This is a genomic window from Desulfogranum marinum (genome assembly GCF_963675105.2).
GTDB lineage: Bacteria > Desulfobacterota > Desulfobulbia > Desulfobulbales > Desulfobulbaceae > Desulfogranum > Desulfogranum marinum.
Genome location: NZ_CAXXRO010000003.1, coordinates 98229 through 120452 on the forward strand (window position 1 = coordinate 98229; position 22224 = coordinate 120452).

Sequence of the window (22224 nt, forward strand, 5' to 3'; positions counted from 1 at the left end):
TTCCTAAGCGGGTGGGATTGGGACCTGCTGGTTCATCATGTTCATGGCTTTCTTGCCATACAAATAAAAATTTGATTACGTACAAAACTCAGCCAATTATCTATCGAAACAGACAGGGGACTGATTTTATTTCTCTTTTTAACCCGGGAGACAGATTAATTTTCATAAAAAACCATGAAAAAAAATCAGTCCCCTACCTCAGTACTGAGAAATTTAATCTGTCTCCCGAGTCCCGAAAAAAATGGCTGAGTTTCATGGGTAATCAGAAATAAAAAAGGAGAAATGATGAAAAATTTGTCACTTGCTCAAAAGATCGGTGGTGGTTTTGCTCTAGTGCTACTGTTACTGGTGATTGTTTCATTTGTTGGCTGGAAAGGGCTGACCGGGGTCACGGATGGTTTTGTTACATATAGAGGGCTGGCACGCGACACGAACCTGGCCGGAAGGCTTCAGGCAAATATGCTCATGGTACGCATGAACGTGAAAGATTTCATTATCACCGGCAGTGAAAAGGATCAAAAGCAGTATAAAGACTATGTTGAAAAGGTGAATGGTTTTCTCGAAACCGCTCATGAGGAAATTCAGCATCCTGAGCGAGCTGCAAAAATAGATCTAGTCACACAGGCTCTGAAGACCTATGAATCTTCTTTTGCCAGGGTAGTGGAAATTCGTAAAGAACGTGACGCCATCGTCAATGGAAGTTTACAGAAAGCAGGACCGAGTATGGAGAAAGCTCTGACAGAGATCATGGCTTCAGCAAAAAATGACAGTGATGCCGAGGCAGCCTATGAAGCAGGTATCGTCTTGCGTCATATGTTACTCGGACGGCTTTATGGTCAAAAGTTTCTGTCTACCAATGCACCTGAAGATTTCGATCGAATCAAAAGTGAATTTTCAAGTATATTCAAAGGATTAGACACGCTTGACTCTATGCTTGAAAATCCAAAGCGCCGTGCCCTCATGGTCAAGGTGAAAGAAGAAGCCCAAGCATATATTGCCGCTTATGAGGAGCTCACAAGAATCATTTATGAGAGGAACGGCATCATTACCAACTCGCTTGACAAAATCGGTCCGCAAGTGGCGCAAGCAGTTGAAGACGTTAAGCTGTCCGTCAAAACAGAGCAAGATGAACTTGGGCCACGTTTACAAAAACAGAGCAGTACCTCTATAACCATAATGCTGATTATAGCCTGTGTTGCCCTTGTAATCGGGATAATAATTTCCATATTTCTCACCCGTTCAATCACCACTCCGGTACAGCTTGCCGTGAAGTTTGTCCAAAAAATTGCCGGCGGGGATTTCACTTCGAAATTGCCTATCAATCAAAAAGATGAAATCGGCGTGATGGCTAAAGCTCTGAACGACATGGTTTCCGAACTTAGCGCTATGATTCAAGAAATTACTCAAGGGGTGGGAACTCTGTCATCATCTTCCACTGAGCTTGCCAGTGTATCAAATCAATTGATGACGGCTTCAAACGAAACGTCCCATAAGGCTGAAACCGTTGCCGCTGCAGCAGAGGAGATGAGTGCTAACATCAACTCAGTTTCCGCTGCTATGGAACAATCCTCTGCTAATACCGGTATGGTTGCATCTGCCACAGAAGAGATGTCTGCAACAATAGGAGAAATTGCTCGAAGCGCTGAAAGTGCAAGATCTGTTTCCGAGAAGGCCGTTGTCAAATCAACTTCTACATCCGAAAAGATGAGCCAACTTGGTGAAAGCGCAAATAAAATCGGTAGAGTTACCGAAACTATTACCGAGATTTCCGAGCAAACCAATCTGCTAGCTTTAAATGCAACAATTGAAGCTGCTCGAGCAGGGGAAGCAGGCAAAGGATTTGCTGTTGTGGCCAATGAGATAAAAGACCTTGCCAAACAAACAGCTGAAGCAACGGTTGATATAAAAAATCAAATTGAAGAGATGCAGGACACAACTCATATCACAGTGACCGACATGAACGATATCAGCGAAATTATTAACGATATCAACAGCGTCATCAATTCTATTGCTTCAGCGGTTGAGCAGCAATCTGCAGCAACTACTGAAATATCAACCAACGTTGCTCAGGTGTCAGAAGGGATAGCCGAGGTAAACGAAAATGTTGCTCAGAGTACGGTTGCTATAAGTGATATTACCAAAGAAATTGCGATGGTTAACCAGGCTTCAAGTGAAGTCGACAGCGGTAGCACACAAGTACAATCAAGTGCTGAAGAACTTTCACGGCTTGCTGAACAACTTGATGTCCTGGTCAAGAGGTTCAAAGTGTAATGCAAAAACTCAACTTGTGTTGTTCTCGTAATCGTTCACCTGAGTGTAAGAGGTAACCGCGTAATCTGAACCAGTAACCGATCGACCTGTGCTCCAGGTCGGTCCAAGCAGGCGGCCGAGCTACGGTTGGTCATGCGAGGACGCCTGATCGAGGAAATTGGGGTGCCGTTCAACAGTTATCGGTTATCCCTGCTTAACAAAAACCAGCTCTTCACTCTCTGGTATTATTGCTTTGTTCATAAATGGCAATATATCAAAGAGTGAAGAGCTGGCATGAAAACGGCTACCACTTCTTCTAATTTCAAGCAAATCTCACCTAAAAACTTGCTATTACCCTTCTTGTTTTGATACACTTAAATGTTGGGAAATTTTATAAAATACAGGATCATAACCATGTGAACAAACTGTTTATAACTTACCACGTTTTTCAATACAATGAGCGGCAATCACAAAAACACCTCTTCTCCAGGCAAACATTCCACTCCGAATCCGACAAAACAACCTACCACCCCAGATCCCTCCCACGCTCAAGAACAGTTCCTGCACATTATTGAAAAAGGGAAAAATGAATGGGAAAAGACCGTTGATGCGATTGATGATATCATCACCATTTTAGATAAGGAAATGCGCATCATACGGGCCAACAAAGCAGCCCACCATTTATTCAATTATAAAATCGGCGAATTGGTCGGCATGAAATGCCACCAAGCATTTTATAATGAACCTGAGCCGTGCGAAGATTGTCCTGTTTTACAAACAGTAGAAAATGCTGCAAAACATCGATTCTGCAAACGGTTTGCACAATCCAACAAAACCTTCGACATTTCCGGCTCCCCTTTACTTGACGAGTATGGCCAACTGAGCATGATCGTGCACATTGCCCGCGACATCACCACAGCCATGGAACAAGAGGAAAAAAGTAAAAAACTGACCACTGCAATAGAACAGACATCCGAGGTCATTATTGTTACAGATACGAAAGGAACAATTCAATATACCAACCCTGCATTTACACAGACAACCGGCTATTCCAACCAGGAGGCAGTCGGCAGCAATATACGTATTTTGAAGAGTGGCAAACATGATGCTGCCTTCTACAAACAGCTCTGGAACCAACTCATGCAGGGCAATGTCTGGAAAGGGCAATTCATCAACAAAAGAAAGGACAATACACTCTACTCTGACGAGTCAACCATCTCACCAATCATTGATGCAGACGGAAAAATAACCTCATTTGTCGCGGTCAAGCGTGATGTGAGCAAGGAGAAAGCCCTCGAAAAACAGATGCAGCAAGCGATCAAACTTGAAGCAATCGCAACCCTTGCGGGCGGCATCGCTCATGATTTCAACAATATCCTTTCGGCAATGCTCGGATACGCCCATATTGCTAAAAGCCATATAGGAGACAATTCTTCAGCAGACTATGCACTGGATAACATCCTCTCCTCAGGCGATCGAGCCGCAGACCTTATCAAACAGATTTTGACTTTCAGCAGACAAGAGCAGTCAACCGGACCTTATGCCCCTGTCAAGATACAATACATACTCAAAGAAGCTCTCAAGCTGATACGGGCTTCACTGCCGGCAACCATTAAAATTGAGCAGGACATTGATAATGATTGCAATGCTATCCTGGCCGATCCCGGAGAAATGCATCAGGTCATAATGAATCTTCTGGCAAATGCCAAAGAAGCCATCAATAAAAATTATGGCCTTATCAGGGTCCAATTAACACAACTGGACAACGAAAAAAGCATTTGTCTCAAAATTACCGACAATGGCTGCGGGATGGACAGCCAGGCTGTCAAACGTATTTTTGATCCTTTTTTCACGACCCATCCCAAGCATTACGGCACAGGACTTGGAATGTCGGTGGTACACGGCATTATAAAAAAACATGGCGGCACCATTAATGTACACAGCCAGGTCGACCGGGGAACGACCTTTACCTTGTTATTCCCAGCAATACAAACAAAAGAAAACAAAGCAGAACCGAAAACAAAACAAGGCCCAGTAAAAAACGAACACATACTTATCGTAGATGATGAGCCTATGCTTGTTAATTTCCTCAGTTTTTTACTCAAAAGAACCGGGTACAGAGTCACCGCCTTTACCGAGAGCATACAGGCTGTCAAACATTTCCGGAACAACAGCGACAATTTTGATCTGGTCATCACCGATCTAACCATGCCGGACATGACAGGAGTGGAACTGACTCGTGAAATTTTGTCTCTTCGCCCATCACTGCCGGTTATCCTGACAACCGGCTACAGTGACGGCATTCACAATGGAAAGGCTCAAAGGATAGGTGTCCGCGAAATTATGGAAAAACCCCTGAAAAAAAACGATCTGATCCGTACAATCAGAAAGGTGCTGGACAATGGCTAACATTCTCATCCTCGATGATGACAAAGTGCTGTGCAAGATGCTGTGGGAACAGATGGAAAACAAGGGGCATACAGCTGTCATGACCCATACCCTTGCCGCAGGGATTGCCGCTGTACAAGTTGAGTCCTTTGATGTGGTGCTCCTGGATGTAGAGTTGCCTGACGGTAATGGTCTTGAGCATATTCCCAGCTTCAGAAATAGTCGATCAGAGCCGGAAGTCATCATTATAACCGGCCAGGGAGAAGCAGATGGCGCTGAGCATGCGGTAATCAGCGGTGCCTGGAGCTATATTGAAAAACCACATGTTATCAGGGAACTGGATCTCAATCTGACCAGAGCTCTCCAGTATCGCAAAGAGAAACAGAAAATACAAAAAATACCGGTCGCACTGAAAAGAGAGAAGATCATCGGTAGCAGTGCAGTGCTCAACACCTGCCTCGATCAGGTGGCCAGAGCAGCAGCATCAGACGTGAGCGTCCTGATAACCGGTTCCAGCGGGACGGGCAAAGAACTTTTTGCCAAAGCCATCCACGAAAACAGTGCCAGATGCAACGAAAATTTTATTATTGTCGACTGTGCTGCTCTACCGGAAACGCTCATAGAAAGTACACTTTTTGGGCATGTCAAGGGTGCATTTACCGGGGCTGACAAAGGCCAGGATGGCTTGGTTAAACATGCACATCAGGGAACTCTTTTTCTCGATGAGGTTGGGGAGCTTCCGCTCTCTATCCAAAAAACCTTTCTTCGCCTGCTCCAGGAGCATGAATATCGACCGGTAGGTTCATCGCGTCATCAACACAGTAATTTCAGGCTGATTGCGGCCACCAACAGAAATCTTGAGGACATGGTCAAGGAAGGGAGTTTTAGAAGTGACCTGCTTTTCAGGCTTGAAGCTTTCCCCCTCCACCTTCCTCTTCTCAAAGAACGTTTGGAAGATATTAGAGAATTGGTCACCTATTTTATTTCGCAACTCTGTGAACGCTACAATACCGAATCAAAAGGTATCGGCACCGACCTGATAGAAACCTTGACGGCTTATGACTGGCCTGGAAATGTTCGAGAACTGTACCAAACCATTGAACAACTCTTTACCAATCCTTCCCTTGGGCCAACCTGTTTTTCTATTCACCTTCCAGAGAAATTCAGAATATTACAACTCCGGGCAGGTTTTCAAGACAGAGAAAATACCCCCTTCTCCCAACCAAAACCTGAGGAACTCTTACCCTGGCGTGTTTTTAAAGAGCAATGCGAACAGGAATATATGACTAAATTACGCTCCACAGCCAAAGGCAATGTCAGCCGGGCATGTAAACTCTCCGGTCTATCGCGAACAAGGCTGTACCAGCTCATTAAAAAATACGGACTGCCATTTTCCTGATCAACACCCATTAACAAGGAGCAGGGCGAAAAAAGATAGCTGCTTTAAAAATTCTGATTACGTACAAAACTCAGCCAATTATCCATCGAAACAGACAGGAGACTGATTTTATTTCTCTTTTTAACCCGGGAGACAGATTAATTTTCATAAAAAAACCATGAAAAAAAGATAGCGTAGACTTCGATCAGTCCCCTACCTCAGTACTGAGAAATTTAGGTAAGCGAAGACTCCGATCTGTCTCCCGAGTCCCCCAAAAAAAAATGGCTGAGTTTCATGGGTAATCAGATTAAAAATAGAGCCCAGTCGGCGGTATCCTCTTTCGTACTCCTCAATCCTGAGCGAAAATTCTGAGTAATCAGCTAGCCCAAGCTCTCCCCTTTCCGTCCACAAAAGTTAACAAGCACACGATTGTTAACACCTTTTACGTTTTCCTTTTTTCGCCCTCTATCCCCTTAGCTCCCTAACAGTCTGAAAAGTATACATTATTTCATAAACAATTGCTTAATACAAAACGGCACGGTTACTGCTACTCTATAAGCAAGAAATCAAATTGTTTTTAAAAGTGCACAGCAACGTGTCCACTGCTCAGACTATGCAATGAATATATTTTTCTCTTCCTTCATAAAATATCCATGCGGCCAGGAGTGCTCGTTTTGGCACTGTCCGGAAAAATACCTGTTTACGCTCCGGGAGATTCCCTGTCTTTCCGAAATAAATCCGTTCCCAACCGACTCGCTTTTCACCCCTTCTCTAACATCACCGCTCAAAAGCGGAGACCTGCTTATTCTCCACACTGAAAGTCGGGAAGCTCTGGAAAAATTAGTGGAAAAACGAAAGGTTGTTGAACAGTTCCGTCTTATTCTTATCATCGGTGAACAAGCCTACCACAACAGCAGGAGCTACCACTTGCTGGCACCCCGCTTTATTATGACCTCTCAACAGGATGTAAGTGTGTTGAAAGACGTTGTCCAAAAAATGTGCGGCCCACGCCATCCCGTTTGCAGCTCTCAAGCAACAGCCCGCTCACAAAGCCCCATTTCAACCTTCTGAAAGGTGAATCCATGACCCAGGAAAAACTCTTTGCCTCATTTTTGCTCGACCAAACCCAAGGGGTGGAAATTGCCCTGCGGGCTGAACAGGTAACCGAGGCAACCCACATTCAGGGAGGTATCCAGAAACTGCCCGGCAGCGTCGATTTCCTTGAAGGAGTTATGCACCTTCGTGACGATGTCATCCCGGTGATTAACCTGAAAAAACGGCTCGGCTTCACCCCGGACAGCTATACTCAAGAGGCTAAAGTAGCTGTTGTCTCCCATTTTAACACCCGATACGGACTACTTTTTGAGGATATCAAGGAGGTCTTCCGAGTCAAACCGGAAAAAATACTCCCTATTAATCCTGCGCTGCGAACCGATGACCAGGCAATCTCGGCACTGATAAAAGTTGAACCAGGCAAAAGAGCGGTGGAATTACTCGACCTGGACCACTTGTTTGCCGGCTCAAACATAGACTATACCAATGAAGAACCTCCCCATGAATCGACGGCCAAGCAGAGGACTTACTCACGCTATGTTGTCTTCAGTTCAGGTGGGCAGGAGTACGGCGTATCTGTAGAGATAGCGAGAGAAATAACCTTTTGCAGAGAAATAAATGAAATTTTCAGGACGGGAATAGTCGCCGGTGCTATTGAACTCAGGGGCCGGACCATTCCCATCATCGACACCCAGGCACTTTTCACCAACAGCGAAACGACAGAACTGATCACCGACGAACACTCCCGTATCCTGATTCTTTCTGCAAAAAACTGTTCTGTCGGTATGATCGTAGACCATATTAAAGAAATAACCACTGTGGCTGATGACTCGATCCTTCCCTTCCCCTATAGCGATAATGACAATGTGAAAGGGATGCTTTCCCGGCTCGATGGTGAGAATACCATTTTGCTGGATGTACATAATCTCCTCTGCAACCATGTTGAAGCTATTAAATCCATGGCCAACATCGGCAATCATAAAGAACAGGAACATGAGGATAGCGATACAGGTGCTCACACTGTTACTCACCACCTTATTACTGAAAACTGCTACCTGATCTTCTCCATCGGTAAAAACTTTGCCATCGAGATAAAAGACGTAAACGAAATAATAGAAAACGACCATGTAATGAGAGTGCCGGGAGCCTCCGGCTGCAGTACAGAGGTCATAAATCTACGTGGTGAAGTTGTCCCTATCATAAACCTCAGAAATTTTTATCAATTTGATACGAAGAAAAAATCTGAAACAAACAAATTGATTATCTGCAGTGCTCACGGGCAAACAGTTGCTCTGGAAGTAGACAAAATAGTGACGATTTATAAACAAGAGCAGTTCTATGCCACGCCCTCTCTGGGCAACCAGCTGCGAAGCAAAAAAGACACGCTGGACAGACTAATTGAGTTCCTCAACGATCAAGAGATAAATGAACATGTCCTGGTACTGAACATACACAGCCTAATCCGTAATCATCTCCAACTTGAAACAACGAGTCGACAGGCAGCAGACCTGCATGCTGATCAACATGCCGACGACACAATAACTGAACAAGCAAAGGGGTAAGCACCAATGGAAACCAAAAAAGAGACCACAGCACCAGCCATCAACACTTCGAGTCTGAACCTCATGATGAACCCCGGATTTATTGTCAACGATGAACGTATCATTACCTGGGCCAATGATGTTTTTCTTGACAACTTCAATCTGCAGCGGGCTGATGTCATCGATAAGATGTCTTGTGAGGAGGCCTGCGTGACCCAGCTTTGCGGCACAAAAGACTGCCCTGTGGAGAAATCAACCAGGATCGGCAAACCTGCATCTGCGGAAGTCATCTATAAAACTGCTGAAGATCAGATTCGCCAATTTACATCCTCTGCCCGTCCGGTCAATGGTAAGGGAAGCGGTACCTTTGTTTCCATGACCGATATTACCGAACTAAAGAATACCCAGGCAGATCTTCGCCAGGTCCTAACAGACCTCAACATTATCCCTACCCCGATCATTGAGATTGATAAAAATTTCTCGATCACGTTCATGAACCCGGCAGGTGCCGCAGTAGTTGGCTCAACTCCGGACGAAGTAGTGGGTAAAAAATGCTACGATCTCTTTAAAACACCCCATTGCAAAACCGACAAATGTGCCTGCGCAAGAGCCATGAAAACCGACTCTGTGATCACCGAACATACCATTGCCAGGCCAAAAGATGGGGTTATTGTCCCCATAAAATATACAGGGGCACCGATTAAAGACGCCAAAGGAAACATCAAGGGCGCAATTGAATACGTACTCGATCAGACCGAAGAGACAAAACAGAAACAGGCTGCTGACGAGAAAATTGAGAACCTCAATACCATCCCCACTCCCATCATGTCGATTGACATCGACTACAATATCACCTTCATCAACCCGGCCGGCGCAGCAGTGGTCGGCTCTACGCCCGATGAACTGGTAGGAAAAAAATGCTACGACCTCTTTAAAACACCTCACTGCAAAACAGACAAATGTGCCTGTACTCAGGCCATGAAAAATGACGCCGTGGTTACCGAGCAGACCATTGCTAGACCAGCGGAAGGGGTCATCATCCCCATCAAGTACACAGGATCACCGATTAAAGACGCAAAAGGTAACATCAAGGGCGCACTCGAATACATTCTCGATCAGACCGAAGAGGCTAAACAAAAACAGGCTGCCGACGAAAAAATTGAAAACCTCAATACCATTCCCACTCCCATCATGTCGATTGACACAGACTACAATGTCACCTTCATGAACCCGGCCGGAGCAGCTGTGGTCGGCTCCACCCCTGATGAACTGGTAGGAAAAAAATGCTACGACCTCTTTAAAACACCTCACTGTAAAACCGATAAATGTGCCTGTAAGCAGGCCATGAAAAATGATGCTGTGATTACCGAGCAGACCATTGCCAGACCGGCGGAAGGGGTCATCATCCCCATCAAGTACACAGGATCACCGATAAAAGACGCAAAAGGTAACATCAGAGGCGCACTCGAATACATTCTCGATCAGACCGAAGAGGCTAAACAAAAACAGGCTGCCGACGAAAAAATTGAAAACCTCAATACCATTCCCACTCCCATCATGTCGATTGACACAGACTACAATGTCACCTTCATGAACCCGGCCGGAGCAGCTGTAGTCGGCTCCACCCCTGATGAACTGGTAGGGAAAAAATGCTACGACCTCTTTAAAACGCCTCACTGTAAAACCGATAAATGTGCCTGCAAACAGGCCATGAAAAATGATGCCGTGGTTACCGAGCAGACCATTGCCAGACCGGCGGAAGGGGTCATCATCCCCATCAAGTACACAGGATCACCGATAAAAGACGCAAAAGGTAACATCAAGGGCGCACTCGAATACATTCTCGATCAGACCGAAGAGGCTAAACAAAAACAGGCTGCCGACGAAAAAATTGAAAACCTCAATACCATTCCCACTCCCATTCTTTCGATTGATACAGATTTTAATATCACCTTTATCAATCCAAGCGGTGCCCAGGCAGCAGGCTTGACACCGGACCAGGCTATCGGCAAAAAATGTTACGATCTTTTCCGAACCAAACACTGTAATACCGAGCAATGTGCCTGTACCCGCGCCATGAAGACAGACTCCGTAGTTTACGACCAGACCGTTGCGAATCCACAAGGAGTGGAAATGCCTATCAAATATACGGGGTCCCCAATCAAGGATGCAAAAGGTAATATCAAGGGCGCACTAGAATACATCAACGATGTAACGGCAGAAAAGGAGATAGAACGACTGATTGCCAGTGCAGTGGGTGAAGTTGACAGCCTGGTCAATGCCTCCAAGCTGCAAATGGATCAGGCCAATACCCAGGTTGACGGCATGAATGATTCCATTGATCAGGCGGTGCAGCAGCTTGACGACTCAATGGTCACTGTCCGCGATATGCTTGAAAGTTCCAAAGAAATGCTGAGCATATCTGCACAGTCAAACCAACTGGCAATAGAACTGGCAAAAGAGGCTGAGAGTGGAAAGATAGCAGGCCGCGACGCAGGCCAAAAATTGGCTGACATCAACGACACCATGCAAAAAAACAATGAAATGGTCAACGGCCTGGTCAACCAGCTGGAGAAAATCTCCAGCTTCGTTGATATTATTAAAGAAATTGCCTCCCAGACCAACCTGCTTGCTTTTAATGCCGCCATTGAAGCTGCACGCGCCGGAGACGCAGGCCGCGGTTTTGCCGTTGTTGCCGATGAGGTGCGCAAGCTCGCTGAAAACAGCTCAAAATCGGCAATTGACATCTCCAATATCGTGAAGAATGTTGAAAAAGATTCAAACCACACCATCAATGCCATGCAGGAAGGGATGAACATGCTTGGTGAAGGCGGCCGGGTGATAAATACGGCCCTTGAGTCCATGGAAACCATCTCCAAAGGCATTGTCACCATTTCCGACTCGGTTGATAAAGTCAGTGGAACGGCTGAAGCATTAAGTGACAGCGGCAGTAAGGTCATGGAAAAAATCGAGACCGTTGCCAACTCATCCAAGAAAAACCAGGAATCAACTGCTGTGGTCAATCAATCCCTTACCGACACGGTGGCAGCACTGACCCAACTGACAGCCTCCAATAAAGAATTGCAGAAAGCTGTCAACAACCTGTAAATCTTTCCTTTTCCTGACCGGTCTGCAAAGGCCGGTCAGGCATGAGAAACCATGACACTTTTTAGCGAAGCCATATTTACACCACGTTTGAAAATTCGTAAAATTTGTATGGAAGACCTGTCACAGGTTGTAGCGTGGAGTAATGCGGAAGAGGCGCACGGCAACTATCTCACCCCGGAAAAGATGACGGAACAAACATGCATGGAGAGGTTGCAATCCGGTACTTTTTGGACCGAAAAAAATAAATTTTTCATGATTGAACCGCGTAACGGGGACCCCATCGGTACAATCCATTACTGGCTCCGTCCGGAGCGAGAGGAATGCGCTGTTGCCCAGCTTAAGATTGCCGAACCACAGCAACGCGGCAAAGGCTTTGGCACGGAAGCACAAAAATACCTGATCATAAATCTGTTTGAACGGGCAAAAGTCAAAGAAATAGAGATGTATACTGACGTCAATAACATGGCGCAACAACGTTGCCTGACCAAGTTAGGTTTTGAACTGATTGAATCCCTTTCCTACGAGGACCACCAGGTACCCCGCTTTGGACACCTTTACCGGCTGGGGGAGAACCGCTTCCAAGAATATCCCGTTTTTCATTACCACTATGAATAAGCCTGGCATTGTATTTGACACACGCTATCTGGATCATCGCATCACGCAACCGACGAGGGAAAACCCTGACAGACTGCGCAGCCTTTTTGGAGCAGTCAAGCAGCAATTTAACAACAGGCTGGAGACGGTGCAGCCGCGTGAAGCACGACTGGAAGATATTGAGCAGATTCACTCAAATTTTTACCTTAATCAGATTCGCGAACATGCCATCAAGGGCGATCCGTTCTCCTACGACAAAGACACGTACCTCATGGAGCTTTCCCTTGCAACAGCCCAGCTTGCGGCCGGCGGTTGCCTGGAACTTGCTGATCAGATTATGGGCGGCAGCCTCGAACAGGGATTTGCCCTTATTCGCCCTCCAGGCCATCATGCAGAACCGGGCAGAGGCATGGGATTTTGTATCCTCAACAATATTGCCATTACCGCACAGTATCTCCAGGATCACTTCCAGCTCGATAGAATTCTGGTCATCGATTTCGACGTTCATCACGGCAATGGGACCCAGGAAGCCTTCTACGACTCGGACAAGGTTTTGTTCATCTCCATCCACCAAAATAATATTTTCCCTTTCTCGGGTGATATTGCCGAAATAGGCAATGCAGAGGGGCTCGGCTATAATATCAACATCCCTGTGCACAGCCATTTCGGTGACCAGGAGTACACCTTCCTTCTGGGCAAACTCCTGCAAAGCGTTGCAGAGCAGTACTTGCCTGAGATCATTCTTGTTTCTGCAGGATACGACGGCCACCGGGAAGACTCAATCAGCTCAACCTTCCTCTCCACCCATAGTTTTCACACCATCACCACCCTGCTCAGACAGTGCGCCCGGGATATCTGCGACGATCGACTGCTGTTTATTCTTGAAGGCGGATACAACCCGGTCTCACTGGAAAAATCGGTTCTTGCTACTATCGACAGCCTGCTGCAGCCCCATGGATCCAGAGTTGGCATCCTCCATTCCGAACGAGCTGATGCTCTTTTCACAAACCATCCTCTCCATGCATTCTGGACCTTATAGAGGCAGACAAATGACAAAACATGTCCCACTCGACGCCAACCGGCTCAACACAATTTTCCATGAATGCCATCAGTGTGGAACCTGCTGTAAGCAGTACCGAAAAATCACCCTCCAACCAGATGAAGTGGAACATATTAAAAAACTGGGAGGTCATGTCGGTTACGACATCAGCATTACTGAAATCTTGAAAAAAGGACTGGAACAAGCCCAAAAAGACGCTATGCAACGGGGAAAAGTCTTTATGATTCATCCAGATGATAAAGGCTGCACGTTTCTCCAAAAAAGAAACAATAAATACTATTGCACTATCTATCATTATCGGCCAAGAGCCTGTCGCGGTTTTAAATGCAACATGGCAGACGACAGTTTCCTTTCATTATTCGGTAAAGACTCCATCCACCTCCTGGGTCAAACAACATACGGCCTGCCGCTTGATAAGTAGCATCATCTGCAGGCTTGACTCAGCCTGCTGCTGTATTTGCAATGTGCTAAATTCTACAAAATTGGTATATTGGCGTTTGTGATTACTTCTCCACTATCCACCTCAGAGCTTGGACAGAATCTATGCACATTTATCTCTGGCGCCACAGCAACCAATTCTCCAGCTGGTCCATGATCGATGAACCACAAATTTACAATGACAGGTATACTTCAGCGGAGGTGGCAGTTATGGCCACGTCTAAAGAGGAAGCCTACCAGTTACTTGCCCAAGACGGTCACTGGAACATGGATGATTTGCAACGTATAGAGCCGGAAATCATCCCTCTTGACGCATCCCGAATTCTAACTAGCCATATCCTCTTTTAAAGCCTTCTCCCTCAAGCTTCCCACGAAAAAAGGGACAGCCTCTTGATTTATTTATTTTTATGAGATGCCGGTTCGAGTATATTTTTGCCTCAACACCTTTGTGCAGAAAAATACTACTCGCGAACCTTATCAATTAAATCAAGCCTGCATACGAATGGAAAGCATATGAAAAAAACATTGCAGCTCGTTTTGTTACTGTTAGTTATTTCTCTCACCTGCCAGGTGGACAAAACTCAGGCAATTGACCTGCACAAGGCATCTTGGGATGAAATTGTCCAGGCAGCGGACGGACAAACCGTTGACTGGTATATGTGGGGCGGTTTCCCTGCAGTAAACACCTATGTGAATACCTATGTTGCTGCCCGGTTAAAGGAAAAATATAATATCACCCTGCGCCAGGTACCAGTCAAAGACATTGCCGAGGTGGTCAGTAAACTGGTGATTGAAAAACAGGCCGGCAAAACATCAGGTGGCAATGTAGACTTGATGTGGATCAACGGAGAAAACTTTCGCACTTGCAAACGTCACGATCTGCTCTTTGGTCCCTTTGCCGACAAACTGCCCAATCAGCGTTTTGTAGACTGGAGCAAGCCGTCTGTTTATAATGATTTCGGTACTCCGGTAGAAGGGATGGAATCTCCCTGGGGCAGCGCACAGATGGTAATGATCTATGATACCGCCAGAACCCCTGAACCTCCGAGGTCCATGGCGCAGCTGATCGACTGGATACGGAAGCATCCAGGGAAATTCGCCTATCCAGCGCCCCCGGATTTTACCGGCTCGGTTTTTGTACGCCACGTTTTTTATCACTATTCCGAGGACGTTAATCTCTGGCAAGGCGAATACACCCAAAAACAATTTGAAAAGGCAGCCAGTGCCACCTATCGCCTGCTCACCGAACTGAAACCGGCGTTATGGCGGCAGGGGACGACCTACCCCGAATCACCAGTCAGAATGAACACCCTTTTTGCCGATGGAGAAATTGATTTTTCCTTCTCCTACCACCAGGCAGAGGCGTCACGCAATATCCAGGACGGTCTTTTCCCACCAACAGTCAGGTCTTTTGTGTTTGACCAGGGAACCATTGCCAATACCCATTTTGTCGCCATTCCATACAATGCAGCAGATACAGCTGCAGCAATGGTTACGGCAAATTTTCTGCTCTCTGCCGAGGCACAGATGGAAAAGGCTAAACCAGATGTATGGGGCGATTTCCCAGCCCTGGACATTACCCGCCTGCCCAGGCAACAGCAGCAGCAGTTTATTGACCTGCCGCGTGGCCCGGCAACACTTTCCAACCAGGAACTACAAGCACATCAGCTGCCGGAACCGCCGAGCGAGATCCTTATCCAGCTTGAAAAGGGCTGGGAGCAGCATGTTCTCAAAGGGCGCTGATGTTTGCCCCTGTTACTGAAGATGCAGCACGAACCCGCACCATTGAAACAGCGCATTTACTGCTCCTGCTTGCTCCGGCGCTCCTGATCATTCTGCTGCTCTTTGGCGGCGGGTTACTGCTCGGCAGCCTGCAGGCTCTTGGCAGTCAGCCGTTCACAGAAAAAAGCAGTTTCACCTTTGCCCATTTCATCGCGGTGCTGACTGATCCCGACTTTGCCACAAGTTTTGCCATGACCATGTACATTGCAACCGTTTCCACCCTGGTTGCAGTGCTTGCCAGTGTTGCTCTGGCCATATCACTGGTTCGTTGTGCAGCTGCAAACCGGGTCCTGCATTTCTTTCTTCAGATTCCGCTCACCGTTCCTCACCTGGTGATTGCCATATCACTTCTTTTTCTCCTCGCGCCAACCGGTATCCTCTCCCGCCTATGCTCTTTTTTGGGTATGACTGCAGGAGCAGCCTCCTTTCCCCTGCTCATAAACGATACCTATGCGATTGGCATTTTGTTGACCTATATCTGGAAGGAAATTCCCTTTATTACCTTCATGATCCTGGCGGTCTTAAAAAACAGCGGTCCTGAACTGGATGATGCGGGCCGCACACTCAGAGCAAATGCATGGCAGCGATTTTACCACATCACCCTGCCGTTGATCGCTCCAAGCCTTGGAGCGGCCGGATTCATTGTGTTTGCCTTTACCTTTGGCGCCTTTGAAGTGCCTTACCTGCTGGGCAGAACCTATCCAATGGTTTTGCCGGTCTGGGCGTATAAAAACTACGCGGATATTGACCTGATGGCCCGCCCGGAAGGCATTGCCATCGGCCTGATCATTGCCGCGATTGTTATCTGTTCGCTCCTGCTTTCCCAGGGGTTGATGCAAATTGCGCGCAGACAGAGAGAGTATCCAGGGTGAATATACGTTCCTTTCTCCTCGGACTGAGTATTATAGCGGCAGTCCTGCTCCCGTTCCTGCCGCTTTTGCTGTGGTCGGTAAGCAACCAATGGTTTTATCCGGCACTGCTGCCTCAACAGTTTGGGCTCCGAAGCTGGCAGTATATACTTTCAACCGCAGGACAACAGATAACTGAAGGATTAGTGCAAAGCACTTCGCTGGCTCTGGTCACCACCTGCTGTTCTTTGACAGTCGCACTCCCTGCAGCAAGAGCCCTGGGCCTCTACTGCTTTCCCGGCAAAAAAGCGATCGGTTTATTTCTGCTGCTGCCGATCATTATTCCCCCCCTTTGTGTGTCCATGGGCTACCATCTCTGGTTCATCCGACTCGGCCTGGCCGAGACCTTTGCCGGGGTGGTAATGGCGCACCTGACCTTTTGTCTGCCTTATACGATTTTTGTCCTCTGGGGCGTATTCACTGATTATGATCCAGACTTTGAGCATCAAGCGCGCTCACTGGGAGCCTCCCCGATACAGGTTCTGGTCAACATTACCCTGCCCATGATTTTGCCTGGAATATGTATTGCCGCCCTGTTTTCCTTTCTCCTTAGCTGGTCGCAGTACCTTTCCACGCTGATCATTGGTGGCGGTCGTTTGTTGACCCTGCCCATCCTCCTCTTTGCGCTCATGGATAGCGGGGACCGCCCTGTTGCGGCTGCGGTGAGCCTGGTCTTTGTCCTTCCGGCTCTGTTCGCCCTCTTGGTCAATGCTCACTTTTTGGGTAGACAGGGGATGACGGGAGTTCGTTGATGGAACAACTTATCCTTGATAACATATCAGCAGGATATAGAGGCCGGCCGGTTATCAAAGAACTGTCCCTGGCGGTACAAGAAGGAGAGATGGTTGCCATTCTTGGTCCCAGCGGCGAAGGCAAAACCACTATTTTAAAAACAATTGCCGGTCTCCTTCCGCCCCTCGGAGGCCACATCCTGATCAACGGCCTGGAGGTAAACAGGATTGCAGCTGAAAAAAGGGATGTGGTGCTGGTTTTTCAAAAACCACTCCTGTTTCCTTTTCTCAATGTGCACGACAACATAGGATTTGGCCTTCGCATGCAGGGCATACGCAGCAAACAGAGTGCAATGCAGATTGCAGAGATGGTAGAGCTTACAGGACTAAAAGGTCTGGAACGGCGAAAAGTGCATCAACTTTCCGGAGGGCAGCAGCAGCGTGTTGCTCTTGCCAGGGGGTTGGTCCTGCGGCCGTCGATCCTGCTTCTGGACGAGCCTCTTTCAAACCTGGATGCCGATCTTCGCCACCAGATGCGAGAGTTAATCCAACACATCCGCCAACAAACCGGAATTACCACCTTGTTTGTTACCCATGACCAGAGTGAAGCGCTCATGCTCAGTGATAGGATAGCACTCTTACTTCAGGGAAGGCTCCGCCAGCTCGGCACGCCCCATGAGCTGTTTTATCAGCCACAGGATACCGAGGTCGCTTCCTTTTTCGGCTGCCCCAACCTGCTGAAAGGAACAATCCAAGACAATATATTTTCATCCGGCGAGATACACGTTCCGGTCATTTCTGCAAACCACGACCAGTGTACGGCCGTCATCCGCCCGGAACAAATCAACCTTGCTCCGGACGGTTGTCCTGATGCCGTAAAGGGCACAGTCACATCGATCAGTTTTGAGGGAGTCTACACCCGGCTGGCAATTGAGACATCATCCTGTGAGCTCACGGTTTTCTCCAGCAGCAATCAATACAGCAGAGGTGAGCAGGTATACCTTTCCATTCCGTCCTCGGCAGTGCATATTATTGTACAAGCGCAACGCCCTCCGAGGTAAGCGATAATTCCGGATAAACGACGCATCCGTTAGTTACCTATATTTATTGCCAACCGACTGTAGAAAATCATGCCGGCTGCAATGACTTTTGGTGAAATCAGCTCGGATTTCTCTTCAAATGAGAATTTCGGGTTAGGGTTTGGAGCCTTGGACAAGGTATTCGTTGATCATATCGATAACCTCGGGCAATTCTTCCATGGTGTTTATGACAAAATGGGCTCCCGCCTTAAAGAGGCTTTCACGGGCCTTAGCCAGACGCATTGCATACTCCTTCGGATCAAGGGCCTCAATCTCCTCTTCGGTGAGTCCCATCTGGTTGCCGGTAGCGGCTACACCAACGGACCAAACCCCGGCATTGAGCGCTGTTTCCATATCAACCGGAGTGTCCCCTACATTAACCACAGCTTCAACCGGATAGACGCCAAGTTCCTGCATGGCCTGGTAAATCATCCAGGGAGCTGGACGGCCCGCCGGTACATTGGAAGCACAGGTAGTGAAATCGGGACAGTAGCCCTCCTTTGCCGCGCATTCCGCAACTATATCGGCAGCCTCAGTAAAATAACCGGTCGAGCCGGCTATCTTGATGCCTTCAGTGCGCAATGCCTCGATGGAGTTGACTACACCAGGCAGCAACCTGCTCTTTGCAGCAATGGAATCGAGCAGCAGTTTGGAAAAATTTTCGAACATGGCATCAATATCCGCATCAGTTACCTCTCTTTTATGCACGTTGCGCCACGCTTGTTTTACCTCATCAAGTTCGGTAACCGCCTTTATATGGGCCCACTTCTCCATCCCCATGGGCCCCCGGGCGGATTCCATGCTCACGGCAACACCCATATCCTTAAATCCTTGGACAAAGGCACGAATCGGGGCCTGACAGCCGTAATCCACCACGGTTCCCGCCCAGTCAAAAACGACCAGCTTAACGTTACCGATATACGAACGCGTATACTGAAACTCCATCTCTTCTCCTGTTGTTGATTCTCAGAGGCTTGCCACATACTTTTCAACAGCCTTGATAGCATCAGCTGCCGAACTGGTAATACCCCCCGTATAGCCTGCCCCTTCACCGATCGGGTAGAGGTTTTTTACATTTTCCGATTCATACTTTTTGTTGCGCGTAATGCGAACAGGAGAGGAAGTGCGGGTTTCCGCACCAATTAATATGGCCTGATCGGATACAAACAAGGGAACCTCTTGTTTCCATTTCGTGAATGCTGCCACCAATTGGTCGGCCACGAATACCGGAACAATTTCTCGCATATTAGCAGCCACAACTCCCATTTTAAAGGAAGTTTCCTGTAAACCGGCAGAACGGGACTCGCCTAAAAAATCCATCAAATTCTGCGCCGGTGATTTCCACATCCCACCACCTGCTCTAAAAGCGTTTTGCTCAATTTCCTGTTGAAACTCCAAACCTGCCAAAGGATTGCTTGAAGGGTAATCGTCGGTATGACAACTGACCACCAACGCCGCATTGGAAAATGGTGATGACCGCTGTGAATAACTCATCCCGTTGACGACTATCATGCCACTACTGGATGAGGCATTGACGACCTCACCTCCAGGGCACATGCAGAAGGTATATACCCCTCTACGGATTGTTCGATTGGTATAGTTTAGAGAATAGGTGGCTGCCCCTATTTTTTTATTGTCCTTGTATTTATTCCCGTATCGCATGAGATTGATTGTTTCAACAGGATGCTCTATCCGCACCCCGACAGAAATAGGTTTCTGCTCAAGAGCAACGTTACGCGCATGCAGCATCTTGTATGTATCGCGCGCTGAATGTCCAAGAGCGATATAGATGGTTGAAGAAAGATAGTCTTTCGTATCATTTATCCGTACCCCGGTTGCCACACCTTCCGAGATAAGGAGGTCCGTCATTTTTGCGCTATAGTGTATCTCACCGCCTCTATCCTGGATATAGCGCCTGACATTTCGCACGATCTTACACAACACATCAGTGCCCAAATGGGGTTTACTGATATACTCAATCTCCTCTGGTGCACCAAACTTGACAAAGGTTCGCAGTACCCTGTTGATATAACTCGTATTATTATTTCTCCGGGAAAAGAGCTTTCCGTCCGAATATGAGCCGGCACCGCCTTCCCCAAACTGAATGTTTGACTCGGTGTTGATCTCTCTTTCCCTGATAAACCTTTGCACGTCAACGGAGCGTTCTTCTATTTTTTTTCCCCGCTCAAATATTATTGGTTGAATCCCATGTGCAATAAATTCAAGAGCGGCAAACATCCCGGCAGGCCCAAAACCAACGATAAGAGGTCTATCCTTAAGGATGGGTGTTTTTCTCTCTGCTTCTACGCCTTTCGTGTACTCAGGAAATTTTTGTTTGTTTGCAAAGTCTGCAGGGACACTCACAACCAGCGTAATCTTATAATAAAACTGTTCTGTATTCTTAATTTCGAGCGATTTACTCAAAATTTTGACAACCGTGAGACGACCTGGATCGATTTGCAACTCTTTGGATGCAGCTTTGAGATATTCGCCCATTGCATCTATTTCAATGGGAATAAAAATATTATTGACTATGAGATCCAAAAATTACTCCCTGTATTCGTTCTTCACTGCAAAAGCTGAAATTTGCGCCGTCTCTCTTCCCTTCAATGCTTGCTCAGCATTTGGCCGCAAGCCAGATTGTATGCCTGCTGCCTTTCCCTGACTTCCGAGCCCGCACTGCGACATTTTCTGTCTGGAATTGACACTGGTTAAGGCGACGGGTGAAGCGTTCGTCTGCCCCAGAAGACCATATGGATAAAATCCCGCCTGGACGAAGGGCTCTGAATGCTTTCTGCAAACCACCCATACCATAGATTCGATCATTGGCCTGCCGGGTAAGTCCATCAGGACCGTTATCAACATCAAGCAGTATGGCGTCCCAGGTGGATTTTTTGCTGCTGATAATTGCCGCCACATCTTCTTCCAAAACTGAGACTCGACCATCATCCAAGGGGTTTCCGGCCAAGTGCCCCAAATGTTCCCGGTTCCACCTGACCACAGCCGGAATCAATTCCACTACGGTAACAAGAGAATCAGCCTCTGAATACTGGAGCGCCGCTGCCAAAGTATACCCCATGCCAAGGCCACCGATCAGAATACGGTGCTGTTTTTTTCGCGCAATGCGGTTACACGTCAGTTCAGCCAATGCATCTTCAGCCCCATGGAGGCGACTGTTCATAAGTTCGGTGGTATCGGTGCGGATCGAAAATTCTGTGCCACGCTTGCGCAGAATAACTTCTCCCTCACCTCCCGGAACGTCCGCCCGATCGATTTCTTCCCAGGGAATCACTCTCTACACTCCAACCCATGGGTGGCCCGCGTGTTTCTCCTGTTTCTCTCTTGCATGCTCTTGTCTCTCATATTCGATTTATCCTTATACTACGAAAGCAATACGCAAAACACATCCATTCTCTGCCAGGATTAGTTTCGAATCCACTCATCTTTCAGGATACGCCATTTATTTTTTCATCGCTCTCTCAAACACACTTTCGAATATAACTCCACCTTTTCATGTCATTATAAGATCCCACTGTTTCTATCCCTTTCTTTGCCAACAACACACCTTGGTTCGTGGTTCAAAACCACCACCATACTTGCACTAAATGCACCATTTCCCCTTCACACCAACACTCATGTACAAGTCCACATTCCGCTGGCCAAGAGATGCCAAAGTGTTTAACCCGCACTTCTCACGAATATTTTCTAAAATTCGAAAACACTGATTTATAGTAAATGGTTAGACTTAACCAAAAAAGATGTCAAATTTTCAAAATGTTCACCAAAGGTCAATTCAGGCGACACCATCTTCTGCAGTATTTTGGCAGTAAACATAGGCAACTATAGTTCACAGCCAAAAACTTTGAACCTGACGCCGCCTGAACTGATGAGAAATCCGGGTTAAGTTAGATGAT

Annotated in this window: 17 protein-coding genes; 14 read left to right on the plus strand and 3 right to left on the minus strand. The window is 47.1% G+C overall.

The window, feature by feature from the left end:
* The first annotated feature begins 282 nt into the window (after window positions 1–282).
* The 14 genes from ACHZCY_RS07375 to ACHZCY_RS07440 all read left to right on the plus strand — a co-directional run bounded on the left by ACHZCY_RS07375 (window position 283) and on the right by ACHZCY_RS07440 (window position 18292).
* Window positions 283–2271, plus strand: a complete 1989-nt coding sequence (locus ACHZCY_RS07375) for a methyl-accepting chemotaxis protein (RefSeq protein WP_319548392.1) — start codon at window positions 283–285, stop codon at window positions 2269–2271.
* 435 nt (window positions 2272–2706) lie between these two features.
* Window positions 2707–4659, plus strand: a complete 1953-nt coding sequence (locus tag ACHZCY_RS07380) for a hybrid sensor histidine kinase/response regulator (protein WP_319548393.1) — start codon at window positions 2707–2709, stop codon at window positions 4657–4659.
* On the plus strand, window positions 4652–6037 hold the full coding sequence (locus ACHZCY_RS07385) for a sigma-54-dependent transcriptional regulator (RefSeq protein WP_319548394.1): 1386 nt from the start codon (window positions 4652–4654) through the stop codon (window positions 6035–6037). The genes ACHZCY_RS07380 and ACHZCY_RS07385 overlap by 8 nt, the downstream gene beginning before the upstream one ends.
* Before the next feature lie 597 nt (window positions 6038–6634).
* Window positions 6635–7087, plus strand: coding sequence for a hypothetical protein (locus ACHZCY_RS07390; RefSeq protein ID WP_319548395.1), 453 nt, complete (start codon window positions 6635–6637; stop codon window positions 7085–7087).
* An 11-nt stretch (window positions 7088–7098) separates the two neighbouring features.
* Window positions 7099–8631: a chemotaxis protein CheW gene (locus tag ACHZCY_RS07395; protein ID WP_319548396.1), complete on the plus strand. Its 1533-nt coding sequence runs from the start codon at window positions 7099–7101 to the stop codon at window positions 8629–8631.
* A 6-nt stretch (window positions 8632–8637) separates the two neighbouring features.
* Window positions 8638–11718: a PAS domain-containing protein gene (locus ACHZCY_RS07400; RefSeq protein WP_319548397.1), complete on the plus strand. Its 3081-nt coding sequence runs from the start codon at window positions 8638–8640 to the stop codon at window positions 11716–11718.
* Window positions 11719–11769: 51 nt separating this feature from the next.
* Window positions 11770–12333 (plus strand): GNAT family N-acetyltransferase, encoded by a 564-nt coding sequence (locus ACHZCY_RS07405; RefSeq protein WP_319548398.1) that lies wholly within the window; start codon window positions 11770–11772, stop codon window positions 12331–12333.
* Entirely contained in the window at window positions 12326–13351 is a 1026-nt protein-coding gene (locus ACHZCY_RS07410) for a histone deacetylase family protein (protein ID WP_319548399.1), read from the plus strand. Before ACHZCY_RS07405 ends, ACHZCY_RS07410 begins: the two co-directional genes overlap by 8 nt.
* A 10-nt stretch (window positions 13352–13361) precedes the next feature.
* Window positions 13362–13793 (plus strand): YkgJ family cysteine cluster protein, encoded by a 432-nt coding sequence (locus ACHZCY_RS07415; protein WP_319548400.1) that lies wholly within the window; start codon window positions 13362–13364, stop codon window positions 13791–13793.
* A gap of 122 nt (window positions 13794–13915) precedes the next feature.
* Window positions 13916–14158, plus strand: coding sequence for a hypothetical protein (locus ACHZCY_RS07420; RefSeq protein ID WP_319548401.1), 243 nt, complete (start codon window positions 13916–13918; stop codon window positions 14156–14158).
* Window positions 14159–14323: 165 nt separating this feature from the next.
* Window positions 14324–15553 (plus strand): ABC transporter substrate-binding protein, encoded by a 1230-nt coding sequence (locus ACHZCY_RS07425; RefSeq protein ID WP_319548402.1) that lies wholly within the window; start codon window positions 14324–14326, stop codon window positions 15551–15553.
* Entirely contained in the window at window positions 15553–16464 is a 912-nt protein-coding gene (locus ACHZCY_RS07430) for an ABC transporter permease (protein WP_319548403.1), read from the plus strand. Before ACHZCY_RS07425 ends, ACHZCY_RS07430 begins: the two co-directional genes overlap by 1 nt.
* The gene (locus ACHZCY_RS07435) at window positions 16461–17252 is read left to right on the plus strand and encodes an ABC transporter permease (RefSeq protein ID WP_319548404.1); all 792 of its coding nucleotides are present in this window, start codon (window positions 16461–16463) and stop codon (window positions 17250–17252) included. Before ACHZCY_RS07430 ends, ACHZCY_RS07435 begins: the two co-directional genes overlap by 4 nt.
* Window positions 17252–18292: an ABC transporter ATP-binding protein gene (locus ACHZCY_RS07440; protein WP_319548405.1), complete on the plus strand. Its 1041-nt coding sequence runs from the start codon at window positions 17252–17254 to the stop codon at window positions 18290–18292. Before ACHZCY_RS07435 ends, ACHZCY_RS07440 begins: the two co-directional genes overlap by 1 nt.
* A gap of 132 nt (window positions 18293–18424) precedes the next feature.
* Here the strand turns inward: ACHZCY_RS07440 and phnX are convergent, their stop codons facing one another.
* The 3 genes from phnX to ACHZCY_RS07455 form a co-directional block, all read right to left on the minus strand.
* Complete coding sequence (gene phnX / locus ACHZCY_RS07445; protein WP_319548406.1) at window positions 18425–19255, minus strand: phosphonoacetaldehyde hydrolase; 831 nt, start codon at window positions 19253–19255, stop codon at window positions 18425–18427.
* Window positions 19256–19276: 21 nt separating this feature from the next.
* A complete protein-coding gene (locus ACHZCY_RS07450) occupies window positions 19277–20854 on the minus strand; it encodes an NAD(P)/FAD-dependent oxidoreductase (RefSeq protein WP_319548407.1) in 1578 nt (525 codons plus the stop codon).
* Between the two features lie 73 nt (window positions 20855–20927).
* Window positions 20928–21602, minus strand: coding sequence for a spermidine synthase (locus ACHZCY_RS07455; protein WP_319548408.1), 675 nt, complete (start codon window positions 21600–21602; stop codon window positions 20928–20930).
* Window positions 21603–22224: the final 622 nt, after the last annotated feature.

Coding starts and splice junctions, on each gene's coding strand:
- ACHZCY_RS07385 (WP_319548394.1), top strand. CDS start 4,652: ATGGCTAACATTCTCATCCTCGATGATGACAAAGTGCTGTGCAAGATG.
- ACHZCY_RS07410 (WP_319548399.1), top strand. CDS start 12,326: ATGAATAAGCCTGGCATTGTATTTGACACACGCTATCTGGATCATCGC.
- ACHZCY_RS07380 (WP_319548393.1), top strand. CDS start 2,707: ATGAGCGGCAATCACAAAAACACCTCTTCTCCAGGCAAACATTCCACT.
- ACHZCY_RS07420 (WP_319548401.1), top strand. CDS start 13,916: ATGCACATTTATCTCTGGCGCCACAGCAACCAATTCTCCAGCTGGTCC.
- ACHZCY_RS07375 (WP_319548392.1), top strand. CDS start 283: ATGATGAAAAATTTGTCACTTGCTCAAAAGATCGGTGGTGGTTTTGCT.
- ACHZCY_RS07415 (WP_319548400.1), top strand. CDS start 13,362: ATGACAAAACATGTCCCACTCGACGCCAACCGGCTCAACACAATTTTC.
- ACHZCY_RS07440 (WP_319548405.1), top strand. CDS start 17,252: ATGGAACAACTTATCCTTGATAACATATCAGCAGGATATAGAGGCCGG.
- ACHZCY_RS07425 (WP_319548402.1), top strand. CDS start 14,324: ATGAAAAAAACATTGCAGCTCGTTTTGTTACTGTTAGTTATTTCTCTC.
- ACHZCY_RS07430 (WP_319548403.1), top strand. CDS start 15,553: ATGTTTGCCCCTGTTACTGAAGATGCAGCACGAACCCGCACCATTGAA.
- phnX (WP_319548406.1), bottom strand. CDS start 19,255: ATGGAGTTTCAGTATACGCGTTCGTATATCGGTAACGTTAAGCTGGTC.
- ACHZCY_RS07400 (WP_319548397.1), top strand. CDS start 8,638: ATGGAAACCAAAAAAGAGACCACAGCACCAGCCATCAACACTTCGAGT.
- ACHZCY_RS07395 (WP_319548396.1), top strand. CDS start 7,099: ATGACCCAGGAAAAACTCTTTGCCTCATTTTTGCTCGACCAAACCCAA.
- ACHZCY_RS07405 (WP_319548398.1), top strand. CDS start 11,770: ATGACACTTTTTAGCGAAGCCATATTTACACCACGTTTGAAAATTCGT.
- ACHZCY_RS07390 (WP_319548395.1), top strand. CDS start 6,635: ATGAATATATTTTTCTCTTCCTTCATAAAATATCCATGCGGCCAGGAG.